The organism is Paeniglutamicibacter sp. MACA_103 (assembly GCF_045798555.1).
GTDB lineage: Bacteria > Actinomycetota > Actinomycetes > Actinomycetales > Micrococcaceae > Paeniglutamicibacter.
Window position 1 is genome coordinate 182,264 of the sequence record NZ_JBIXLN010000001.1, and the last position, 19,827, is coordinate 202,090.

A 19,827-nucleotide genomic window follows, 5' to 3' on the forward strand; every position below is an offset into this window, starting at 1 on the left:
GGAAAGATCCTGGTACCCCCTGAACAACCGTTTCTGCAAAGGTGCTTTTACGGTAACAACCGGCTTGAGGATCGCCAGCCGGCTGATTTGGAAGGATTTTCAGTGACCCAGCAGTCTGTCGAAGCCCTACAGGAATGGAGCGGGCGCGAAGAGCTCGCCGAGGCCATGATCCCGTTGATCGGGCGCCTGTACCGCAACAACAACGTGGTGACCTCCATCTATGGCCGCAAGCTGATCAACCAGTCGGCCATCAACATCCTCAAGGCCCACCGCGTGGTCCGCCGCATCGAAGGCGAGGAGCTGCCCCTGGAGCAGACCATGCCGCTGCTGCAGGCCATCGAGGCACTGGACCTCGGGGCCGTCGCCATCGACCTGGGACGCCTGAACAAGAAGTTCGCCGAATCCGGCTCGACCGACCTCACCGCATTCCTCACCGAGGAACTGGGCGAGAAGGTCGGCAAGGCCGGCGCCACCGACGCCGAGCCCACCGACGTCGTCCTCTACGGCTTCGGCCGCATCGGCCGCCTGTTGGCCCGCATCCTCATCGAACGCGGCGGCTACGGCCTGCGCCTGCGCGCCATCGTGGTCCGCAAGGGTTCGGACGACGACATCGTCAAGCGCGCCTCGCTGCTGCGCCGCGACTCGGTCCACGGCAAGTTCGACGGCTCGATCACCGTGGACGAGGAAAACAACACCATCCTCGCCAACGGCACGCTGATCCAGGTCATCTACTCGAACGACCCGACCACCGTTGACTACACCGCCTTCGGCATCAACAACGCGATCGTGGTGGACAACACCGGCCGCTGGCGCGACGAAGCAGGACTTTCCCAGCACCTGCAGGCCAAGGGCGTGTCCCGCGTGCTGCTCACCGCACCGGGCAAGGGCGACCTGAAGAACGTCGTCCACGGCATCAACCACAAGGACATCACGGCCGATGACAAGATCATCACCGCCGCATCCTGCACCACCAACGCCATCACCCCGGTGCTCAAGGCCCTGAACGACCGTTTCGGCGTCATCCACGGCCACGTCGAGACGGTCCACTCGTTCACCAACGACCAGAACCTCATCGACAACTTCCACAAGGGAGAGCGCCGCGGCCGTTCGGCGGCGCTGAACATGGTCATCACCGAGACCGGTGCCGCCAAGGCCGTTGCCAAGGCGCTTCCGGAACTCGAGGGCAAGCTCACCGGCAACGCCATCCGCGTCCCCACCCCGGATGTTTCGATGGCGATCCTGAACCTGAACCTGGAAAACGCGACCACCAAGGAAGAGCTGAACAACTTCCTGCGTGAGACCTCGCTGGGCTCGGAACTGCACAAGCAGATCGACTACATCGATTCGCCCGAGGTCGTCTCCTCCGACTTCGTCGGCTCGCGCCGCGCCGGCATCGTTGACGGCCTGGCCACCATCGTCACCGGCAAGAACGCCGTCGTCTATGTTTGGTACGACAACGAGTTCGGCTACTCCTGCCAGGTGGTGCGCGTCATCGAGACCATGGCCGGCACCCACCCGCTGGCCGTTCCGGCCATCGCCGTGACCGCGCCCGCCGCCGTCTAGCACACCCCTTCCCCTGCACGGGGAGACCAAAGCGGGCCCTGCCTTCCGGATTCCGGATGGCGGGGCCCGCTTTGTCGGTTCTTGCATCCTGCGTCCAGGAGTCATTCGTGGACGCGCGGCCGCCCGGCCGTCAGTGGCCGAAGGGGTCCTCGTCGGTTCCCGGCATCCACGTCAGGTTGGGAACGCCCCAGCCCAGCGACTTCTTGGCCTTTTTCCAGCGACGTGCCCACTTCTCGTTGAGCTTGTCGACATAGAGGTAGCCGTCCAGGTGGTCGTACTCGTGCTGCATGATCCGTGCGAACCAGCCAGTCGCCTCGAAGGAGATCGCTTTACCGTCGCCGTCGAACCCCTCGACCCGGGCGAACTCGGCGCGCTTGAGGGGAAAGTTCAGGGCCGGGGCGGAGAGGCAGCCCTCGATCTCGTCCTCCGGATCCGGGTTCGCCTGCGAGACCTTGGAAAGGGTCAGGCGAGGGTTGACCACCACGCCGCGCGCCGGCGCACCGTCCTCGTTCTCGTATTCGTAGGTGAAGATGCGCAGCCCCACGCCGATCTGCGGGGCCGCGAGGCCCACGCCGTGGGCGGCGTCCATGGTCTCGAACATGTCGCTGATGAGTTCACGCAGCTCGTCGTTGAACTCGGTGACTTCCTGCGCGCGCGTGTGCAGCACGGGTTCGCCGTATATGGTGACCGGACGGATACTCAAGACTTCTCCTAGGGCTTTCAGGTGGGAGGTTTTGGACGGGGGAGAGGGGCGGGGTCCCGGGCAGGTGCCTTCTCAGGCGTCTGACGGCAGCTGGGCGCCGCTGCCTTCACTCAGGGTCTCGCTGGTGCCGCCGGGGGGCGTCGGCAGCCCCCTGGCCGCCGCGTGGAGGCGTTCGTGGTCTTTGGCCAAGATCCTGCGGTCCATCGGTTGGTCCGCCCCTCTCTGCTCTGCAATCACGTGACGTGTCGTGGAATGACAAAAGCCGCTCCGGAAGTTTTTCCGGAGCGGCTTCATTGGGGTGAGTAACGGGGATTGAACCCGCGACCTTCTGGACCACAACCAGACGCTCTGCCGACTGAGCTATACCCACCAAGTTCGCCCTGAGGCTAGCTGTCCTGCCGCTCGGAATCTCTTCCGAACTGCTGGGCAACGAGAACTATCTTACACACAATTCGCGGTGGAGTGCCAACTCGAAAGAGGCACTTTTTGCTGTGTTGTGCGACACAGTGCCTAATCAGCCGGTCGTTGGGCGACAATTCGGGCCGCGACGGCCTTCGCTGAAGCGGAATCCGGGCCCGGGGCGGGGACCATGACGGTGGCCCGGTAGTACTTCAGTTCCTCGATGGAATCACGGATGTCGCCCAGCGCCCGGTGATTGCCGGTCTTGGCGGGGGCCTGGAAGAACGCGCGGGGGTACCAGCGTCGGGCCAGCTCCTTGATGGTGGACACGTCCAGGATCCGGTAGTGCAGGTGGTCGGTGACCTCGGGCATGTCACGCGCCAGGAAGTTCTTGTCGGTTCCCACGGAGTTTCCGGCGAGCAGCGCCTTGTTGGGCTCCGGGGCGTGGGAGCGGATGTAGTCCATGACGACCTGCTGCGCGTCCGCCATCTCCATCCCGGCATCAAGTTCGGTGATCAGCCCGCTGGAGGTGTGCATGGTGCGCACGAAGTCGCCCATCTGCTCCAGGGCAGCCGCGGGTGGCTTGATCACCACGTCGACCCCGTCGCCCAGGATGTTGAGCTCGGCGTCCGTCACCAGGACCGCAACTTCGATCAACGCGTCGGATTCCAGGCTCAGGCCCGTCATCTCGCAATCGATCCACACAATTTTTTCAGCTGAAATAGGCACGGACCCCAATTTACCCGATTACATCCCAGCCGGACCGCGGCAGCCGCCCGAGGGCAGAAGGTAAGGGGTGGCAGGAGCACAACGGAACCACGGGGGAGCGGTTCGCTGACCCGCAGCGCCGGGCGGCCATGGCGCGCAAGAGCGCCGGGCGGCCATGGCGCGCAAGAGCGCCGGGCGGCCATGGCGCGCAAGAGCGCCGGGCGTGGCGGGTCAGGGCCTGGAGGCGTCGCCCGAGGAGCTCAGCAGCCACAACATCACGAAGACCACCAGCCCGGTACCGGCCAGTGCGACCGAGGCGATGGTGCTCATGCCCATCAGCGGACAGGCCACCCCCAGCAAGAGGGACAGGAACACGCCCCAGCCCAGCAACGAATGGTTGCGCACCGGATTCCGCACACTCTTTGCACGCCTGCCCACGGGTGTTGCCTCACTTCTGCATTTGATCGATGTACCGGCCCCAAGCCTATGTACGATCAGGGTGCGGAGACCCGTTAGCCACGCCCGGTGCTTGAGGGTCGAACCGGGCCCTCTGCCACGGATCCCCGGTGACCCGCCGGGCGGCCCGTTGGTCCCGCACCCATGGCCGTTGCGACCTTCGGTGTGAGCTCGCGCGCACCGGCGGCCCGCCTCCCGGGGATGTCCAGCGTGCGATGCTAGGATCGGACTTGATTTTTACGCGCACGGCCGCGCCAGCGGGCGCCGCGAAGGCGCGGCCGCACGGCCGGTACGGATGCCGAAAACACACCTGGTGGATCCAGCCAAGGTACGACGAATCAGGAGCGGGGCGCAGATGAACGCAGTGCGATCCTCCGCCGGGGCGATGAGCCGGGCGGGCCGCGGGCCGCACCTCTCCCCAGTGATCCAGGGCACCATCGGCTCGATCATGATCCTGCTGGGTTCCTTCGGCGTTGGCTGGCTGGCCAGCGTCTCCCCGTTGAACCGCTACCCGCTGCTGATCGCCATCCGCACCGACTACTGGGGTGTGGTTGCCGGAACCGTGGTGCTGACCCTGGGCTGCTGGATCCTGTTCCGTGCCTGGCTGCGCCTGGGACAGCAGCTGGCCGGCTGGCCCGAGGGTTCGCTGCGGACCGTAAAGAAGGCGGTGTGGGCTTGGAGCGCCCCGATGCTGCTGGCGCTGCCGATCTTCTCCCGCGACGTCTTCGCCTACATCGGCCAGGGAAGGCTGGTGGCCGCCGGGCAGGACCCCTACGTCGACGGCATCTCCACGCTGAACAACTGGTTCCAGCTGGGCGCCGACATCACCTGGGCCGAATCCGAGACACCCTACGGCCCGCTCTACCTGAACGTGGAGTACGCCGTGAACCGGTTGGTGGGCACCAGCCCGGACCTCTCGGTGCTGCTCTTCCGGCTGGTCGCGTTCGCCGGGGTCATCCTGTGCATGGTCTACGTGCCGAAGATCGCCGCGCTGCACAAGGTCTCCGGCGCCAAGGCCACCTGGATCTCGGTGGCCAACCCGCTGTTCCTGATCAGCTTCGTGGCCTCCGCGCACAACGATTCCCTGATGATCGGCCTGGCCCTGGCCGGCACCTACTATGCGGCCACCCGCCGGGGCGTGCTCGGCGTGGTGCTGATCGCCGCGTCCATCGGCGTCAAGCCCATCACCCTTGTCCTGCTGCCGTTCATCGGCCTGCTGTGGGCCGGGTCCGACGCCGGCTGGGGACGCAAGATCCGCTACTGGGCCTACACCGCGTCGCTGGTCGCGCTGATCATGGCCATCATCGGCTGGGCCAACGGCTACGGCTTCGGGTGGCTTTCGGTCATGCTGGGCACCGGGACCGGGGCGGTGGTCTTCGCGCCGGTGGGGGCCCTGAATGCCGTGCTCTCCGGGGCGCTGGCGACCATCGGGCTGCCCACCGACTGGCTGCTGCCCGCGCTCAAGCTCATCGGCCGGCTCTCCTCCGTGGGACTGGTGCTGCTGCTGATCTTCAAGGGCAAGCCCTCGCACCTCATCCAGCGCATGGCCCTGGCCTTTTCCGCGCTGGTGGTCCTCTCGCCGATCATCCAGCCCTGGTACATCCTCTGGCTGCTGCCCTTCTTCGCCATCACCGGCATCCGCGACGACTGGCAGCTGTTGTGGGTGTACGTCACCACGGCCTTCTTCATCGCCTTCGGCGCCGCCGACCAGATCTTCATCTGGCAGTTCCTCTCCGACCTGGACCCCTGGGTCAAGCACCTGTCCACCGCGATCTCCTGGCTGGCGATGGCCTACCTCGCGTTCCTGGACCCGCGGACCAGGAAACTCTTCGTCGCGACGCTGCCGACGCGCCTGGGCGGCGGCGCCGGTCCGCTGCGCACCCGGCCCAAGACCCCCGGAGCCAAGACCCCCGAGTCCGGACCGCGCGCCGACCCCGAGGTGCCCGGCCCGTGAGCAACGCCCCCGGGACCCCGGAACACCGCGACGCGGCCGGTGGCCGCCGCTTTGCCGGCACCACCCGCGCCCTGGAGGCCCTGCGCCAGCGCAGCTCCCGCGTCCCGTTCCTGCGCCACCTCACCGGCGGCGGGGAGAACAGCCCGGACATCGCCATCGCCCAGGGCCTGCTGGCCTCGCTGATGGTCATGGCCGGCTCCTGGGGAGTGGGGTGGATCCCCAGTTCGCAGGAATCCGTGCTGGCCCGCTCGAAGTTCCTGCTGCCGCTGCGCGTGGAGATGCTCGGGGTGATCATCTGCACGCTGCTGCTGGCCCTGGGCTCGATGCTGCTCTTCCGCGCCTGGCTGCGGCTGCGCCAGCGCAACGACGAACCAGGCACCGACCCGGTGGCCTCGATCGCCAAGGCCATCTGGGTCTGGTCGATCCCGCTGCTCTTCTCCTTCCCGATCCTCTCCAAGGACGTCTACTCCTACCTGGGCCAGGGCCGGCTCATGCATGCCGGGCTCTCGCCCTACACCGACTGGGTTTCCCAGCTGCCGGGCTGGTTCGCGCAGGGATCGGACTCCCTCTGGGCCGAATCCTCCTCGCCCTACGGCCCGCTCTTCCTGATGTACGCGCGCTTCGTCTACTTCGTCTCCGGCGGCGTGCCCGAATACGGGGTCATGCTAATGCGCCTGGTGGCGGTCGCGGGGGTCGCGCTGTGCGCCTACGCGGTGCTGGCCCTGGCCAGGCTGACCGGCCGGGATGCCGCATGGCCGCTGTGGATCTCCGTGGCCAACCCGCTGTTCCTGCTGAACATGGTCGGCGGGGTGCACAACGACGGGCTGATGGTCGGCGGGGTGCTGCTCGGCTTCGTGCTGGTGGCCCGCAAGCGGCACCTGGCGGGCATCCTCGCCGCCACCGCCGCGATCGCGATCAAGCCCATCGTGGTGCTGGTGCTGCCCTTCCTGGGCCTGGCGATGGTGGGCCGCAATGCCCTCACGGGCAGCAAGATCCGTGCCTGGGTGTACACCGGGGCCGTGGCGGGCATCGTGATGGCGCTGCTGGGCTGGGCCTCGGGGCTCTGGTTCGGCTGGATCGCGGCGATGGCGGGCGCCGGGTCCGCGGCCTTCCCCTATGCGCCGGTGGGCCTGCTGGGCATGCTCGTCGGCTGGATCGGCTCGCTGGCCGGCGGCGACCTCGAGTTCATCGCCGGCATCGTGTTCTCGGTCTTCCGCCTCGCCTCCCTGGCCATCGTGTTCTGGCTGGCGGTTCGCCGCCCGGCCGGGCCCCCGCTGCTTTACGCCGGCTACTCCCTGGGCGTCGCGGTCGTGCTCGCCCCCATCATCCAGCCCTGGTACCTGCTCTGGCTGATCCCGTTCTTCGCGCTGAGCCGACGCTACCCGGTGAACTGGGAACGCGCGCTGTACATCCTGTGCCTGCTGGTGCTGCTTTCCGGGGTCGTGGACCAACTGTCGATCGGCCAGTGGTTCTCCCTGCTCTGGGTGCGGCTCTTCGCCGCCGCCATCGGCGTGGCCTACATGGGCTACCTGGTCTTCATCGACCCGAAGACCGCGTCCATCTTCGGCGCGGACCGGCGCCGGCCGCTGCTGCCAGGCAAGAAATAATCCCCCTCCTTCCAATTCCCCGAAGACCCCCTAGAAATGAGGCACCGGATCGTGATGCAACCGGTCAAGAACCTGTTCAACGCCCGCGAGGCCACCCGCCCGGTCATCATCGGGCTGCTGGTGCTCACCGCGCTCGGCGCGTCCATCGCCGTGCTGACCAAGCAGTGGTGCCGCGTCAACGGGTGGCCCGACGCCGAGCAGCACCTGCACCTGTGCTATTCGGACTTCACCCAGCTCTTCGGCACCCGCGGCATGGCCGACAAGCTTTTCCCGTACTTCACCGGGCTGCCGGCCGAGCAGGCGCTGGAATACCCGGTGCTGCTGGCCATCATGGCCGGGCTGACGGCCCTGGTGATCCCGGGCATCGGATTCAGCCCGGAGCGCCAGCTGGCGTACTTCGACGTGAACTCCGCGGTGTCCTTCATCTGCTGGGCCGTGGTGGTCATCGCCGTGGCCTACGCCGCACGGCACCGCAGCCGCGACGCCATCATGGTGGCGCTGGCCCCTGGCATCATCCTCACCAGCCAACTGAACTGGGACCTGCTGGCCGTGATGCTGGCGATGCTCGGGCTCCTGGCCTTCTCCCGCAAGCACATCGTGCTGGCCGGGGTGCTGCTGGGCCTGGGCGCAGCGGCCAAGCTCTACCCGTTCTTCCTCTTCGGGGCGATCCTGGTGCTCTGCCTGCGCACCGGGCGCATGCGGCACTTCTGGGTCTCGCTGGCTTCCGGCGCCGTGGCCTGGCTGGCCGTCAACGTCCCGTTCATGCTCACCGCGTTCGATGAGTGGAGCCGCTTCTACACCTTCTCCGGGGACCGCCCGGCGGGCAACTCCTCGATGTGGCTGGCGTTCGTCTGGACCGGGATGGACGGCTCGACGATGTCCTACCTGTCCAACGGGCTCTTCGGGCTGGCCTGCCTGGGCATCGCCTGGCTGGGGCTCACCGCCACGCGCCGCCCGCGCATGGCGCAGCTCGCGTTCCTGATCGTCGCCGCGTTCCTGCTGCTGGGCAAGGTCTACTCGCCGCAGTTCGTGATGTGGCTGATCCCGCTCTACGTACTGGCCCGGCCCAAGTGGCGCGAATTCCTCGCGTGGCAGGGCATCGAGGTGTTCCACTGGGTCTTCGTCTGGCTCTGGAGCGCGAAGTGGGTCTCCGGGCTGAAGTACTTCGGCGACAGCTGGACGATCGAGATCCTCTACGGTCTGGGCATCGTCGCGCACATGGCCATGCTGGTGTACATCTGCGTCAAGATCATCGGGGACATCCGGCATCCCCAGCGCGACGAGGTGCGGGCCGAAGGGCTTGATGACCCGCTGGCCGGGCCGTTGGAGAACGTCGAGGACAAGTTCACGCTGGGGCGCAACGCGAGCGCCAAGGCCTAGCAACAGCGCCCGTGGGCGGACCGCGCTGAAATGGCCGGATGGAGCCTCGGGAAACCGGGCGCCATCCGGCCTTTTCGTTGCCCGCGTCCACCCGGTACGGCGGTGGAGCAATGCGGGCGCGATCATGGCCGCCTGATCCGTGTCGGACTCCACGCCCCGGACGTCCCCGCCGCGCCATCCGTGCCAGGGCGGTGGGTAGATCCGCACGGCACGCGGCGGCCGGGAATTACGGGATTCGGTGTTCGCGCTTATCACTGCCGACCATGAGGGACACAACGGCCATCCAGGTCCGGTCCAAAACGACCGGAGCGAACCCTTCGGTGCCCTCCACAGCCCGGGCCGGGGGAGCGGGCCATTGCAACCACGGAACCTCGCGGGCATCGGCGCTGGCCCGATACCCGGAGGCGGGGGGTCGTCTAGCGGTGAAGGTACGAGGAGCAGGCAGGATCGACGGGGATGTCGCGGTGCAGCACCAGGATCCCGTCGTCGATCGGCGCGGCTTCCGTGAAGCCCAGCGCGTGCGCGCGTTCCAGGGCCTGCGGCGGGTTCAGCGGATCCCAGCCGCCGAGTTCCTGCTCGTTGAAGTCGATGATCATCCAGCTGGAAAGCTCGGTGCCGATGTCGCCGTGCAACCCCACATAGGTGCGGGTGGTCAGATGCGGCACCAGGGTGTCGGCGGCCTCGACGCACACGTTGTCCGGGATCATCGCCACGGCGCGTTCCTTCGCGGCGACCAGCGTGCCGGGGGCCCAGTTGGCACCGGTGAGGGTGCGTCCGATCGGGAACACCGAATGGAAGAACAGCGTGCCGACGAGTGCGAAGGCCAGCAGCCAGGCCGGCGCGATGACCCGGATTTTTTTCCAGCCGAAGCGGTCCATGAGCTTGCCCAGGACGTGCACGGCGGAAAGGATGAGGATCGGGGCCATGATGGCGTCGTACTGGTACACCGGCGCCCAGGTGTTCAACCGGTCGTTGAACAGCCGGCTCAGCAGCATCGGGGCGCCCAGGATGACGTACGGGGAGGCCAGCGGCAGCAGTCCCAGCGGCAGGAAGCTCAGCAGCCATAGGGCCACCTTGAGCTGGTGGTTGAACAGGATCGCGATCGACTGGAACGGGTGCGTGAGCAGGAAGAGGATCGCGGCCCCGGCACTGGCGCCCAGGGCGGTGTACTGCCAGTAGGTGAACTCCCCGGCGGGGGAGAAGATCGGGATCAGGTAGCTGGTGACCACCACGTAGCCGCCCAGGCCGAGAACCGCCAGCAGCGCCGCCTTCGCCCACTGCCTGTGGAAGAGCAGGACGATGCCCACCGCGACGATGGTGATGCCCATGTCCTCGCGCACCAGCAGCAGCACGGCGGAGAGGCCGACGACCAGCCAGTAGCGGGAACGGTCGAAGGCCCAGATGATCCACGCCATGACCGGCACGCCGAAGGCGACCTCGTGGAATTCCCAGTTCACGATGGCCTGGAAGGGCCACCACAGAAGCATCGCCGAGGCGGTGAGCAGGGCGCCCAGGTGCCCGAAGCGGGGACGGGTGAACAGGTAGACGGGGATCGCGGTGGAGATGAGCAGCAGCGCCAGCGCGATGCCGAGCATCCGCGGATCGCTCCAGATCCAGTAGAACGGTGCCAGCAACACCAGGATCGGGTGGAAGTGGTCGCCCAGCAGGTTGAAGTCCACGCCCTTGATCGGCACGATCGGGGCCTTGAACATGGCGTACTGGCGTACAGCCTGGTCGAAGATGCCCAGGTCGTATCCGCGGGACTCGTAGTTGGCGAAGCGCAGGAAGGAGTGCGCAACGTACAACACCCCCGCCAGGGCCATTGCCACTCCCAGTTGCAGTTTCTGGGCGCGGCTTACGGGGGCGGGGGTGTTGTTGGGCATGGACTCGAGTTTATCCGCAAGTCGCTGCCGGGACGATTCGATGGTGTTACTTGGCGGCGGCCAGACCGGTGCGGGCCATGGCGTCGGCGTACGCCGCGTAGATTTCCTCGAGGTGCGCCTGCTGGCGTTCCGGGGAGCCGGCGAAGGCGCGCCCGTCAAGCGACTTGACCTTGTAGGTCTTGAATCCGCGGCGCCACAGCAACGGGTTCTGGGTCTTGACCAGCTGCTCGGAGAGGCGGTGTGCCTCGGTGCCGTGGGCGATCAGGACCGACGCGCGCGGCACGACCTTCAGCAGGCGCAGCAGCGGCTTGAGCCCGGAGGTGATCTGCGGCGGGGTGAACTTGCCGTTGGCCTCGCCCGGGGTGTGCCACGGGTGCACGTTCCACGGCAGGATGTACTCGGGACGCAGCCCCAGCTGCCACTGCATGCCCAGCATCCGGGTCGCGGCTTCCTGCGAACCGGCATCGATGAAGCCGCTTTCGTGGGCGGTGCCGATGTTGGAAAACAGCGAGATGATCCGTGCTTCCTCGATGTTGTGCACCGGGTCCACGTAGGAAACCGAGGTGGCAGGTCGAAGCGCGCGGGTCTCGTCCAGAAGACGGTTGACGGGTTCGATCTGCTCCTCGTAGCGGCGTTCCATGAGGGAGTGTTCGACGTGGTCCGGGGCAATTGCTGTCATGAAGGTGAGGTTCTCCTGCTGGTGGTACGGAGACATGGGGGTCGCTGCGGGCGCGCGTCATCGAGAGACGACGCACGTCCATAAACCATGTCAATGCTGCTAGAGCGGGGGGAGTGGGATCGAAGTGGTTCCGGTGGCTGGCATGCCCCAAGATGAACGCAGGGTTGATCCACGCTTAACAATAGCCGGTCCACGGCCGTTTGGGCAGGCGTGGCCGCCACCGGCCGGAGGTGATGATTGGCACAGATCGGCAAACATGGCCGCACAATCGATGGCCTTACCTGCCGCCACGCGCCGCGGAAACATCCGCTTCCGGTCCCGGGCGTCCTGCCGCCGGACTCGGAGAACCACGGCCGGACCAGGCGCCCCGAACGAGCCGTCGCAGGTCGGTAGCCGGGAAGTTGCGGTCCATGCTGACGGAAACCAGAGCATAGAATTGACGACGGACCGCCATTGGGGGACCATGCCACGCGCATGTCCGGCGGGCCGCCGTTAGCGCAACACCAGACCCACAATTGATTGAGGCCTCCAGCCAAATGAATGAAAAGATCCCGAACGAGCCTCACAAGGCAGTCTTGCGCACCGCGGTGGCCGCCACCGTCCTGATCGCCATCGGCGCATTCGTGCTCTCCTTCGCCGCCCTGACCGACCTCGCACAGCGCTCGGGCATCGAGGCAAACCTTGCCTGGATCTGGCCGATCATCGTCGACGGCATGATCGTGGCCTCCACCGTCGCCATCGTGGCGCTCAACGGCCACAACCGCCGCGCGATGATCTACCCCTGGACGCTGCTCTTCTTCGGCGCCTTCGTCTCGACCGCGGCAAACTCCGTGCACGCGATCCTGACCGTCGGTGCCATGCAGTCGGACATCCCGCCGGTGGTGTCCGCGCTGGTGGCCGCCATGCCGCCGGTGGTCCTGCTGGCCATCACCCACCTGACGGTGCACATGTACCAAAAGAAGGCGGAGGCCGCCGAAATGCGGGCCGCGGCAGAGTACGACGAGCAGGCCGTGGAGAACGAGAAGTACGGGCTGGCCTACGACGACGGTTTCCAGGCAGCCATGAGCGACGCGCAGGCCGCCGAGGCCGAACGCCTGGTGGCGGCCAAGGACCAGTTGGCCGAAGCCACCGCGCGGGCACGGGCCGAGGGGCGAGCCGACGCCGCCAAGTCCGCAACCGGAGCCAAGGGAGCGGCCCCTTCCACCGCCGACGCCTCGAAGCGCGCAGCCGCCAACAACCCGCCGGCCGGAAACCCGACTGGCGGCAAGGCCTTCCCCGCCGGCAAGGTCCAGGTCATGGACTCCACCGCCCCTTCCCCGCTTTATGACGAGGTAGCCCAGTCGTTGGATTCCAAGAACTAACCCACGGCACCATCCGGAAACAATCCCGGAGCAACGCGGTCACCTGCCCACCCGGCAGGATAATCGGGCATGCACGCCCCGAAACCCGCGGTCCAGTGTGGCTGGGAGATCCTCCCCGCGTCGCCGGACCGCGGGTTTTTCCGTGCTCCGGCGACGCCGACGGCCCGGGCGTGGCGTGCCGGTGCCTGGGCGGGAGCAAACTTCCCCGTCCGCTTTCCGTGCCGCCACAATCGGGGGCAAGTGGCAGTTGATAAGCTGATCAAAGAGCACCCCCGACCAGCCATTTGTTTGTAGGAGGCACGTGTGGGCACCCCTTGGGAAACCCTTGATGAATCGTTGCGCGACCAGGTTCGCGGCAGCGTCGAGCGCTATGCCGCCGCCCGCCCCATGCTGGAACACGTTGCCGAAGCCATGCGCACCCGTATCGAGTCGCTCTTCGACGAAACCGAAAACACGCCGCTGTTCGTCGTCAGCCGGGTCAAGACCGTCGAGTCCTTCCGTGACAAGGCCTCCCGCATGCTGGTGGGGGACGAGGGGGAGGCCCCGGCACTGGAGTTCCCCAATCCGCTGCGCGAGATCCACGACCTGGTGGGAGTGCGCGTCATCGTGAAATTGCCACACGAGATCCGCGAGGCGGCGAACCTGATCAAGCGCCGCCGCTCCGACTTCGACTGCCGCTCGGACCGCGAAAAGGACATCGGCTCGGTGGAGTCGGGCACCTACGGGTATTCCTCCCGCCACCTGATCCTCAAGACCCGCGGCGAGGAAGTCGTCCGGGACTTCCAGGCCCAGCTGGGCGGGGAGGTCAAGATCACCGGGAACTTCGTCTTCGAGGTGCAGATCCGCACCATCCTTTCCCACGCCTGGAGCGAGATCGAGCACGACATCCGCTTCAAGAACGCCGAGCCGCGCGCCTGGAGCCCGCACATCGACCGGCAGTTCACCGCGACCGCCGCAATGCTCGAGGCCGTGGAGGACCAGTTCTCCGAGCTGCACGAACGCTTCGAAACCGTCACCGGCTTCTGGGATGCGGAGGCCGAGGGTGCCGAACCCTTGAACGCCGAACGCATCCAGTTCATCTGGCAGACGCTGCTGCCGCACGTGGACCGCAAGTCCGACGACGACTGGGGCTGGGCCGCGGAACTGCTCGCCGCCCACGGGCTCTCCCGCACCCGGGAGTTTGCCGCGCTGCTCCAGCCCAACGTCATCACCTCGGTCCGCGCGGCCCTGGACCACCGCTACTCGCCGGGCCCGGACCGCCTGCTGGACGACGTGCTGCTTTGGCACTTCGGCACCACGCACATCGAGGCCACCAGCGGCGGGGATGCACACCGGGCCGATTCGCTGCGCCGCCGCCTGGTGCAGATGGACGCCTACCGCCTGAAGCACGCCGAGGAAAAGCCGGTGCCGGCACCCGCCGCAGGCACCCAGGCATCCGAGGCGAACCCCGTGGCGACTCCCGCCGCCGGCCCCGCGGCGGACCTTCCCCTGACGGAATCGAAGACGGAACCGAAGGCGGACAAGAAGGCCGAGGGCAAGGACTCCGCCAGGCCGGCGGGATCCAAGGCCGACGCACAGCCCGCCAAGGGCGCGAACACCAGGTCCTGACATCCCGCGGCCGCGCGCGGCCGGGCACATCGTGCGTCGTCGGGCGCGGAAATGGCCCGACGCGGGCGGCCGCGCCCGGGACGGCGTGAGATTCAACGCATCATCATGCCAAAGCGCTCCCCACCCGCGTAGACTGGGTAGGTTGCCCAGCAGGGCCCCAAAACTTTACCGAAAGGTCTCACCGTGATTTCCGTTGCCGATTTGGAGCTGCGCGCCGGCGCACGCCTTCTCATGGAGGGCGTCTCGTTCCGCATCGACAAGGGCGACAAGATCGGCCTGGTCGGGCGAAATGGTGCGGGCAAGACCACCATGACGCGCGTGCTGGCCGGCGAGTCGTTGCCGGCCGGCGGCGCCGTCACCACGACGGGAACCATCGGCTACCTGCCGCAGGACCCGCGGACCCCCAACATGGAGCAGCTGGCGCGCGACCGCATCCTTTCGGCCCGTGGCCTGGACGAGATCGTCGGCAAGCTCAAGCAGTGCCAGGACGACATGGCCTCCGAGGACGAGGCGGTGGCCGCCAAGGCCATGCGCCAGTACGACCGCATCGAGGCCGAGTTCATTGCCGGCGGCGGCTACGCGGCGGAGTCCGAGGCCGCTGCGATCTCCAACAACCTGGCCCTGCCCGAGCGCCTGCTCAACCAGCCGCTTTCAACCCTCTCCGGCGGCCAGCGCCGCCGCGTCGAGCTCGCCCGGATCCTCTACGCGGATGCCGAGACGCTGCTGCTCGATGAGCCCACCAACCACCTGGACGCCGATTCCGTCACCTGGCTGCGCGGCTTCCTGGCCAACCACCAGGGCGGCCTGCTGGTGATCTCGCACGACACCTCGCTGCTCGAGGCCACCGTGAACAAGGTCATCCACCTCGACGCCAACCGCGCCACCATGGACGTCTACAACCTTGGCTGGAAGCGCTACCTGGCCCAGCGCGAGACCGACGAGCGGGCCCGCAAGCGCGAGCGCGCCAACACCGAGAAGAAGGCCACCACGCTGCTGGCCCAGGCCAACAAGATGAAGGCCCGCGCCTCGGGCGCCTCCGCCGCGCAGTCCATGCTCAAGCGCGTGGACCGCTTGATGGGCGGGCTCGACGATGTCCGCGTCGCCGACCGCGTGGCCGCCCTGCGCTTCCCGGATCCGGCCCCCTGCGGGAAGACCCCGCTGATGGCCGAGGGCCTGTCCAAGTCCTACGGCTCGCTGGAGATCTTCACCGATGTCTCCCTGGCCATCGACCGCGGCTCCAAGGTCGTCATCCTGGGCCTGAACGGCGCCGGCAAGACCACGCTGCTGCGCATGCTCGCCGGGGTGTCCAACCCCGACACCGGCGACCTGGTCCCGGGCCACGGCCTGAAGATCGGCTACTTCGCCCAGGAGCACGACACCCTGGACGTGGACCGCTCGGTGCTCGAGAACATGCGCTCGGCCGCCCCGAGCCACATGGGCGACGCGGAGGTGCGCGGCATCCTGGGTTCCTTCATGTTCACCGGCGACGACGTCTCCAAGCCCGCGGGCGTGCTCTCCGGCGGCGAGAAGACCCGCCTGGCGCTGGCCACCATCGTGGCCTCCAGCGCCAACGTGCTGCTGCTCGATGAGCCCACCAACAACCTGGACCCGGCCTCGCGCGCCGAGATCCTCTCCGCGCTGTCCAACTTCACCGGCGCCGTGGTGATGGTCTCGCACGACGAGGGCGCGGTTGCCGCGCTGAACCCCGACCGCGTGGTGCTGCTGCCCGACGGCGACGAGGACCTCTGGAACGATTCCTACCTGGAACTGGTCACCCTGGCCTAGCCCGGATCCGGCCCGCCTCTTCCCACGCACTGCCCACGGCAGCCATCGGGAGGGGCGGGCTTTTTCATGCCTTCGCAAATCCGGGTGGCCCGCAGCCCGCGGCCCGATCGCGGGGGGACCTCTTGCGTGCGGCACCGCGCGGCGATAGCTTCGGCATACGAGCCGCGCCCGACGGGGCGCGACAGCCAGAACCCCCGCCACGGATCGGAACCGGGACATGGTCGCCACCGAATGGAACATCGGCCCCGCGGCCGACCCCGCCGAGCTGGTAGCCGCCTCCGGGCTCTTCGATAACCCGGTCACCGCGCAGGGCGCCCGCGCGTTCCTGGCCATGCCGGGACACCACCTGTTGCTGGCCCGCGCGGGGGACCGAACGGCCGTCGGCTTCGTCTCGGGCGTGGTGATGCGGCATCCGGACAAGGAGCCGGAAATGTTTGTCTACGAATTGGGCGTCGACGAGGCCCACCGGCGCCGCGGGGTCGCCGCCGCGCTATTGCGCGCCCTGGCCCTCGAAGCGCTGTCCCTGGGTTGCACGGGCATGTGGACCGGGACCGAACGCGCCAATGCCGCGGCCCTGGCGGCCTATCGATCCCTGGGCGCCACGGTGGATGCCCAGTCGGTGTTCATCGTGTGGGACGACCTGGCCCGGTGCTTCGGACACGGTGTCGTACCGCCATCGAGGTGACGCAGCATTCGAGGTGGCGCGACGGGCGCCAACCCGTCAGCCGGGTGCACTCAATTCGAGCCCGGGACCTGCGCATCGCGTGCGGCGGCAGCCTTGCGCTCCAGCTCGTCGAGGTACGCATCCTCGGTGGCCTCGTCGGTGGGGCTGCCGTCGCGGCGGACCAGTTTCTTGGGCTTTTTGCGCAGGCGGTGTGCCTGGTGCAGCACCGGTTCCTCGCCGCGCAGGGCCGCGGCTGCGCGCTCCTCGCGGTCCTCGCGGTTGATCCGCGCCTGTTGCTTGGCCGCGTAGCCGAAGCCGATGAAGACCAACACGCCGAAGGCGAACCACTGGAAGGAGTAGGACAGGTGCGGTCCCTCGTCCTCCTCGGGCCGTTGCATCTGCGTCGGCGCCGTGGCGGGTGCCGGGTCCTCCAGGTACATCAGCCCGTAGCTGCCGGTGGACACCGGGTAGCCCAGCTGCCCGGCGTAGGTGGACAGGTCGATGGAGGCCAGCTGGCCCTCGGGTGCCCCGCGGTCCAGCTTCGGCTCACCGGCCTTGAGCCGCACCTTCACCTCGACGGTCCCGGCAGGGGGCGCGGGGATGGCATCCGGGCGTCCGGCGTTGTCGTTGCCGATCGGCAGGAATCCGCGGTCGACGATGACGGTGGTCCCCTCTTGGGTGCGGAAGGGAACCAGGACCTCGTAGCCCGGGCGGGAGCCGGAGATGCGGTTGCGTACCACGACCTGGTCCTGTGCCACGTAGCTGCCGCGCAGGGCCACCGGCGTCCACTTGCCCTCCGCGGGCAGCTCGGTGAAGAGCTCCTTGGCCTGGGCGAACGGGATGGGTTCGGCGTCGTAGTTGCGCTTCACATGGGAGATCTCGGTCAGGGCGCCTTCGCGGCGGTCCATCTGCCACTTGCCCAGGAAGCTGAAGGTGGTGGCGAACAGGCACACCAGGAGCAACCAGCCGATCCAGCGGGTGCTGGCCAGGAATCGATACACGCTTCTTTATTCTCCTTGGGAGCCGGTGCCGGCGGACGCGTCTTGGAGCGGCTGGCGCTCCTTGAAAAGCAGGCGCTCGGACAGGTAGTTCTGGAGCCAGTCGGCGTGCTCGGCACAGGCCAACCAGGTTTTTCGTCGTTCCGGGGTGTGGATCTTCGGGTTGTTCCACAACAGGGCCACGCTGGCGTCGGCCCGGCAGCCCTTCCGCGAACATTTCGGCGGTCCGGTGGGCCCCTGCGGACCCGTAGCGCCGCCCAGTGAATCGAAGATGCTCATCGCGTGCCCCCGTGCCGGTGGTGTCCGCCGGCCGGCTGGCTCGGCTCCGCCGGTGTCCCGGGCTCCTCCACGAAGGAACCGTCGATGGTGGTCGGTGCCTCGGCGGGGTAGGTCGAAGCGGAGTCGGCCCATCGGTCCCGGGACGCATCCGCGGCCGTGTTTCCGGAAGGCCCTTGCGTGGCGGCGGGCTCGGTGAGGGTTTCGCCGTACTCGTCGAACACATAGGTGTTGCCGCCGGTCCAGGAATTCCCTGCAGGTTCTTCCGTGCCGGCTTCCCCCGCTGCGGTGTCGCTGCCGTCGTGCTCGGGGCCCGCGGACTCCTGGCCGGCAGCCGGCGTGGTGCCGGAGGCGAGCGGCCGGGGCCCGTCGCCCTCGAAGTATTCGGCCGGCGGCTCGCGCTTGGTCAGGTCGGCTCCGCCGTTGGCGATGACAACCGCGATGTAGGGCAACACGATGGCCCCGGCGAGGAAGACCCACCGCAGCCAGCCGTCCACGAAGAAGGCGGCGATGAAGCAGGCCAGGCGCACCGACATCGAGATGGTGTATTTGAGCACGCGGGAGTGCTGCTCCGCGGAGTGGGACTCCTGCGCCTCGGTGATCCGGTGGACCAGTGGACCCTGGTCATGGTGGTGATGGGTGTTATGTGGCTCGCTCATGGTTCTTCCGTCGATCCGTCACTTTCCATTCTCTCACCCGCCTGCGCCGGGATACGAATCCGCTCGATGTGCGTGCGGCGTAATCGGGCGGGATGGCCGAAGCGGAGCTCCGGCACGGCCTCCGGAACCCTGCCGGGCCACGGGATTCGCCATGGAAGCGGCCTGCCCGCCGCGCGACCCGTGGGGCCGAAGGGCGCGCCGACCGGTGGCGCAGGGACCTGCCGGGGCAGCTCGGGCTAGAATTGGATCCGCAGACCCCCACCCACCGCAGAACTTTTTTATGGAGGATCCATGTCCGAAACCCCCGCCGGCCGCAGCGTACTGGTCACCGGAGGCAACCGCGGAATTGGCCTTGCCATCGCCCGCGCCTTTGAAGCCAACGGCGACAAGGTCGCCATCACCTACCGCAGCGGGGAGGTCCCGGAGGGGTTGCTGGGCGTGAAGGCCGATGTCACCGACACCGCCTCGATCGACGCGGCGTTCACCGAGGTCGAGGCCGCACACGGCCCCGTCGAGGTGCTCGTGGCCAACGCCGGCGTCACCCGCGACATGCTGCTGCTGCGCATGAACGAGGACGACTTCACCTCGGTCATCGACACCAACCTCACCGGTGCGTTCCGCGTGATCAAGCGCGCCTCCAAGGGCATGATCAAGATGCGCAAGGGCCGCGTGGTGCTGATTTCCTCGGTCGTGGGGCTCTACGGCTCCCCGGGCCAGATCAACTACGCCGCCTCCAAGTCCGGACTGGTGGGCATCGCCCGCTCGCTGACCCGCGAACTCGGCTCGCGCGGCATCACCGCCAACGTCGTGGCGCCGGGCTTCATCAACACCGACATGACCGCGGCGCTGCCCGAGGCCACGCAGAAGGACTACCTCTCCTCCATCCCGGCGAACCGTTTCGCCGAGCCGGAGGAAGTCGCCAACGTGGTCCGCTGGGTTGCCAGCGACGAGGCCGCCTACATCTCCGGCGCCGTCATCCCGGTCGACGGCGGCCTGGGCATGGGGCACTAACACCGATCAACGCCCACACCGAACCATCCCGCCGGGGAAGGTGAGGTAGGGAAGTGGGGGGGGGGGGGGGGGGGGGGGGGGGGGGGCGGGGGGCGGGGGGGGGGGCGGGGGGGGGGGCGGGGGCGCGGGGGGG

Annotated in this window: 17 protein-coding genes and 1 tRNA gene; 9 read left to right on the plus strand and 9 right to left on the minus strand. The window is 67.8% G+C overall.

Annotated elements, in window-relative coordinates; genetic code table 11:
- The first annotated feature begins 102 nt into the window (after positions 1-102).
- Complete coding sequence (locus ACIPVK_RS00830; RefSeq protein WP_407610083.1) at positions 103-1,563, plus strand: glyceraldehyde-3-phosphate dehydrogenase; 1,461 nt, start codon at positions 103-105, stop codon at positions 1,561-1,563.
- A gap of 130 nt (positions 1,564-1,693) precedes the next feature.
- Here ACIPVK_RS00830 and def read toward each other — a convergent pair whose 3' ends face one another.
- From def to ACIPVK_RS00850, 4 genes are all read right to left on the minus strand, one after another.
- The gene (gene def, locus ACIPVK_RS00835) at positions 1,694-2,266 is read right to left on the minus strand and encodes a peptide deformylase (RefSeq protein ID WP_407610084.1); all 573 of its coding nucleotides are present in this window, start codon (positions 2,264-2,266) and stop codon (positions 1,694-1,696) included.
- Positions 2,267-2,560: 294 nt separating this feature from the next.
- Positions 2,561-2,636: transfer RNA gene (locus ACIPVK_RS00840), tRNA-His, on the minus strand.
- A gap of 140 nt (positions 2,637-2,776) precedes the next feature.
- Positions 2,777-3,394, minus strand: a complete 618-nt coding sequence (gene orn / locus ACIPVK_RS00845; protein WP_407610085.1) for an oligoribonuclease — start codon at positions 3,392-3,394, stop codon at positions 2,777-2,779.
- A 210-nt stretch (positions 3,395-3,604) separates the two neighbouring features.
- The gene (locus ACIPVK_RS00850) at positions 3,605-3,778 is read right to left on the minus strand and encodes a hypothetical protein (protein ID WP_407610086.1); all 174 of its coding nucleotides are present in this window, start codon (positions 3,776-3,778) and stop codon (positions 3,605-3,607) included.
- Positions 3,779-4,184: 406 nt separating this feature from the next.
- Here ACIPVK_RS00850 and mptB (ACIPVK_RS00855) point away from each other — a divergent pair, with 406 nt between their 5' ends.
- From mptB (ACIPVK_RS00855) to ACIPVK_RS00865, 3 genes are read left to right on the plus strand one after another with little or no spacing between them, the layout of a single operon-like run.
- Positions 4,185-5,783, plus strand: coding sequence for a polyprenol phosphomannose-dependent alpha 1,6 mannosyltransferase MptB (gene mptB, locus ACIPVK_RS00855; RefSeq protein ID WP_407610087.1), 1,599 nt, complete (start codon positions 4,185-4,187; stop codon positions 5,781-5,783).
- Positions 5,780-7,390: a polyprenol phosphomannose-dependent alpha 1,6 mannosyltransferase MptB gene (mptB, locus tag ACIPVK_RS00860; RefSeq protein WP_407610088.1), complete on the plus strand. Its 1,611-nt coding sequence runs from the start codon at positions 5,780-5,782 to the stop codon at positions 7,388-7,390. The genes mptB (ACIPVK_RS00855) and mptB (ACIPVK_RS00860) overlap by 4 nt, the downstream gene beginning before the upstream one ends.
- A 54-nt stretch (positions 7,391-7,444) precedes the next feature.
- The gene (locus ACIPVK_RS00865) at positions 7,445-8,770 is read left to right on the plus strand and encodes a glycosyltransferase family 87 protein (RefSeq protein WP_407610106.1); all 1,326 of its coding nucleotides are present in this window, start codon (positions 7,445-7,447) and stop codon (positions 8,768-8,770) included.
- Positions 8,771-9,186: 416 nt separating this feature from the next.
- Here ACIPVK_RS00865 and ACIPVK_RS00870 read toward each other — a convergent pair whose 3' ends face one another.
- Positions 9,187-10,653 carry a DUF2079 domain-containing protein gene (locus ACIPVK_RS00870; RefSeq protein WP_407610089.1) on the minus strand — a complete coding sequence of 489 codons (1,467 nt, stop codon included), beginning with the start codon at positions 10,651-10,653 and terminating at the stop codon, positions 9,187-9,189.
- A gap of 46 nt (positions 10,654-10,699) precedes the next feature.
- Positions 10,700-11,332: a uracil-DNA glycosylase gene (locus tag ACIPVK_RS00875; RefSeq protein ID WP_407610090.1), complete on the minus strand. Its 633-nt coding sequence runs from the start codon at positions 11,330-11,332 to the stop codon at positions 10,700-10,702.
- A 536-nt stretch (positions 11,333-11,868) separates the two neighbouring features.
- On the opposite strand from ACIPVK_RS00875, the gene ACIPVK_RS00880 reads away from it, so the two are divergent.
- The 4 genes from ACIPVK_RS00880 to ACIPVK_RS00895 all read left to right on the plus strand — a co-directional run bounded on the left by ACIPVK_RS00880 (position 11,869) and on the right by ACIPVK_RS00895 (position 16,771).
- A complete protein-coding gene (locus ACIPVK_RS00880; protein WP_407610091.1) occupies positions 11,869-12,693 on the plus strand; it encodes a DUF2637 domain-containing protein in 825 nt (274 codons plus the stop codon).
- 303 nt (positions 12,694-12,996) lie between these two features.
- Positions 12,997-14,301 (plus strand): GTP pyrophosphokinase family protein, encoded by a 1,305-nt coding sequence (locus ACIPVK_RS00885; RefSeq protein ID WP_407610092.1) that lies wholly within the window; start codon positions 12,997-12,999, stop codon positions 14,299-14,301.
- Positions 14,302-14,484: 183 nt separating this feature from the next.
- Positions 14,485-16,086 carry an ABC-F family ATP-binding cassette domain-containing protein gene (locus tag ACIPVK_RS00890; protein ID WP_407610093.1) on the plus strand — a complete coding sequence of 534 codons (1,602 nt, stop codon included), beginning with the start codon at positions 14,485-14,487 and terminating at the stop codon, positions 16,084-16,086.
- Between the two features lie 217 nt (positions 16,087-16,303).
- The gene (locus ACIPVK_RS00895; protein ID WP_407610094.1) at positions 16,304-16,771 is read left to right on the plus strand and encodes a GNAT family N-acetyltransferase; all 468 of its coding nucleotides are present in this window, start codon (positions 16,304-16,306) and stop codon (positions 16,769-16,771) included.
- Between the two features lie 50 nt (positions 16,772-16,821).
- On the opposite strand, the gene ACIPVK_RS00900 is transcribed toward ACIPVK_RS00895, so the two are convergent.
- Genes ACIPVK_RS00900 through ACIPVK_RS00910 form a run of 3 tightly spaced genes read right to left on the minus strand, consistent with a single transcriptional unit; the run spans position 16,822 to position 18,683 of the window.
- Complete coding sequence (locus ACIPVK_RS00900) at positions 16,822-17,751, minus strand: SURF1 family protein (RefSeq protein ID WP_407610095.1); 930 nt, start codon at positions 17,749-17,751, stop codon at positions 16,822-16,824.
- Between the two features lie 6 nt (positions 17,752-17,757).
- Entirely contained in the window at positions 17,758-18,027 is a 270-nt protein-coding gene (locus ACIPVK_RS00905; RefSeq protein WP_407610096.1) for an acetone carboxylase, read from the minus strand.
- Positions 18,024-18,683: a DUF3099 domain-containing protein gene (locus ACIPVK_RS00910; RefSeq protein WP_407610097.1), complete on the minus strand. Its 660-nt coding sequence runs from the start codon at positions 18,681-18,683 to the stop codon at positions 18,024-18,026. Before ACIPVK_RS00910 ends, ACIPVK_RS00905 begins: the two co-directional genes overlap by 4 nt.
- Positions 18,684-18,974: 291 nt before the next feature.
- Between ACIPVK_RS00910 and fabG the strand changes: the two genes are divergently transcribed.
- Entirely contained in the window at positions 18,975-19,694 is a 720-nt protein-coding gene (gene fabG / locus ACIPVK_RS00915) for a 3-oxoacyl-ACP reductase FabG (RefSeq protein ID WP_407610098.1), read from the plus strand.
- Positions 19,695-19,827 lie beyond the last annotated feature (133 nt).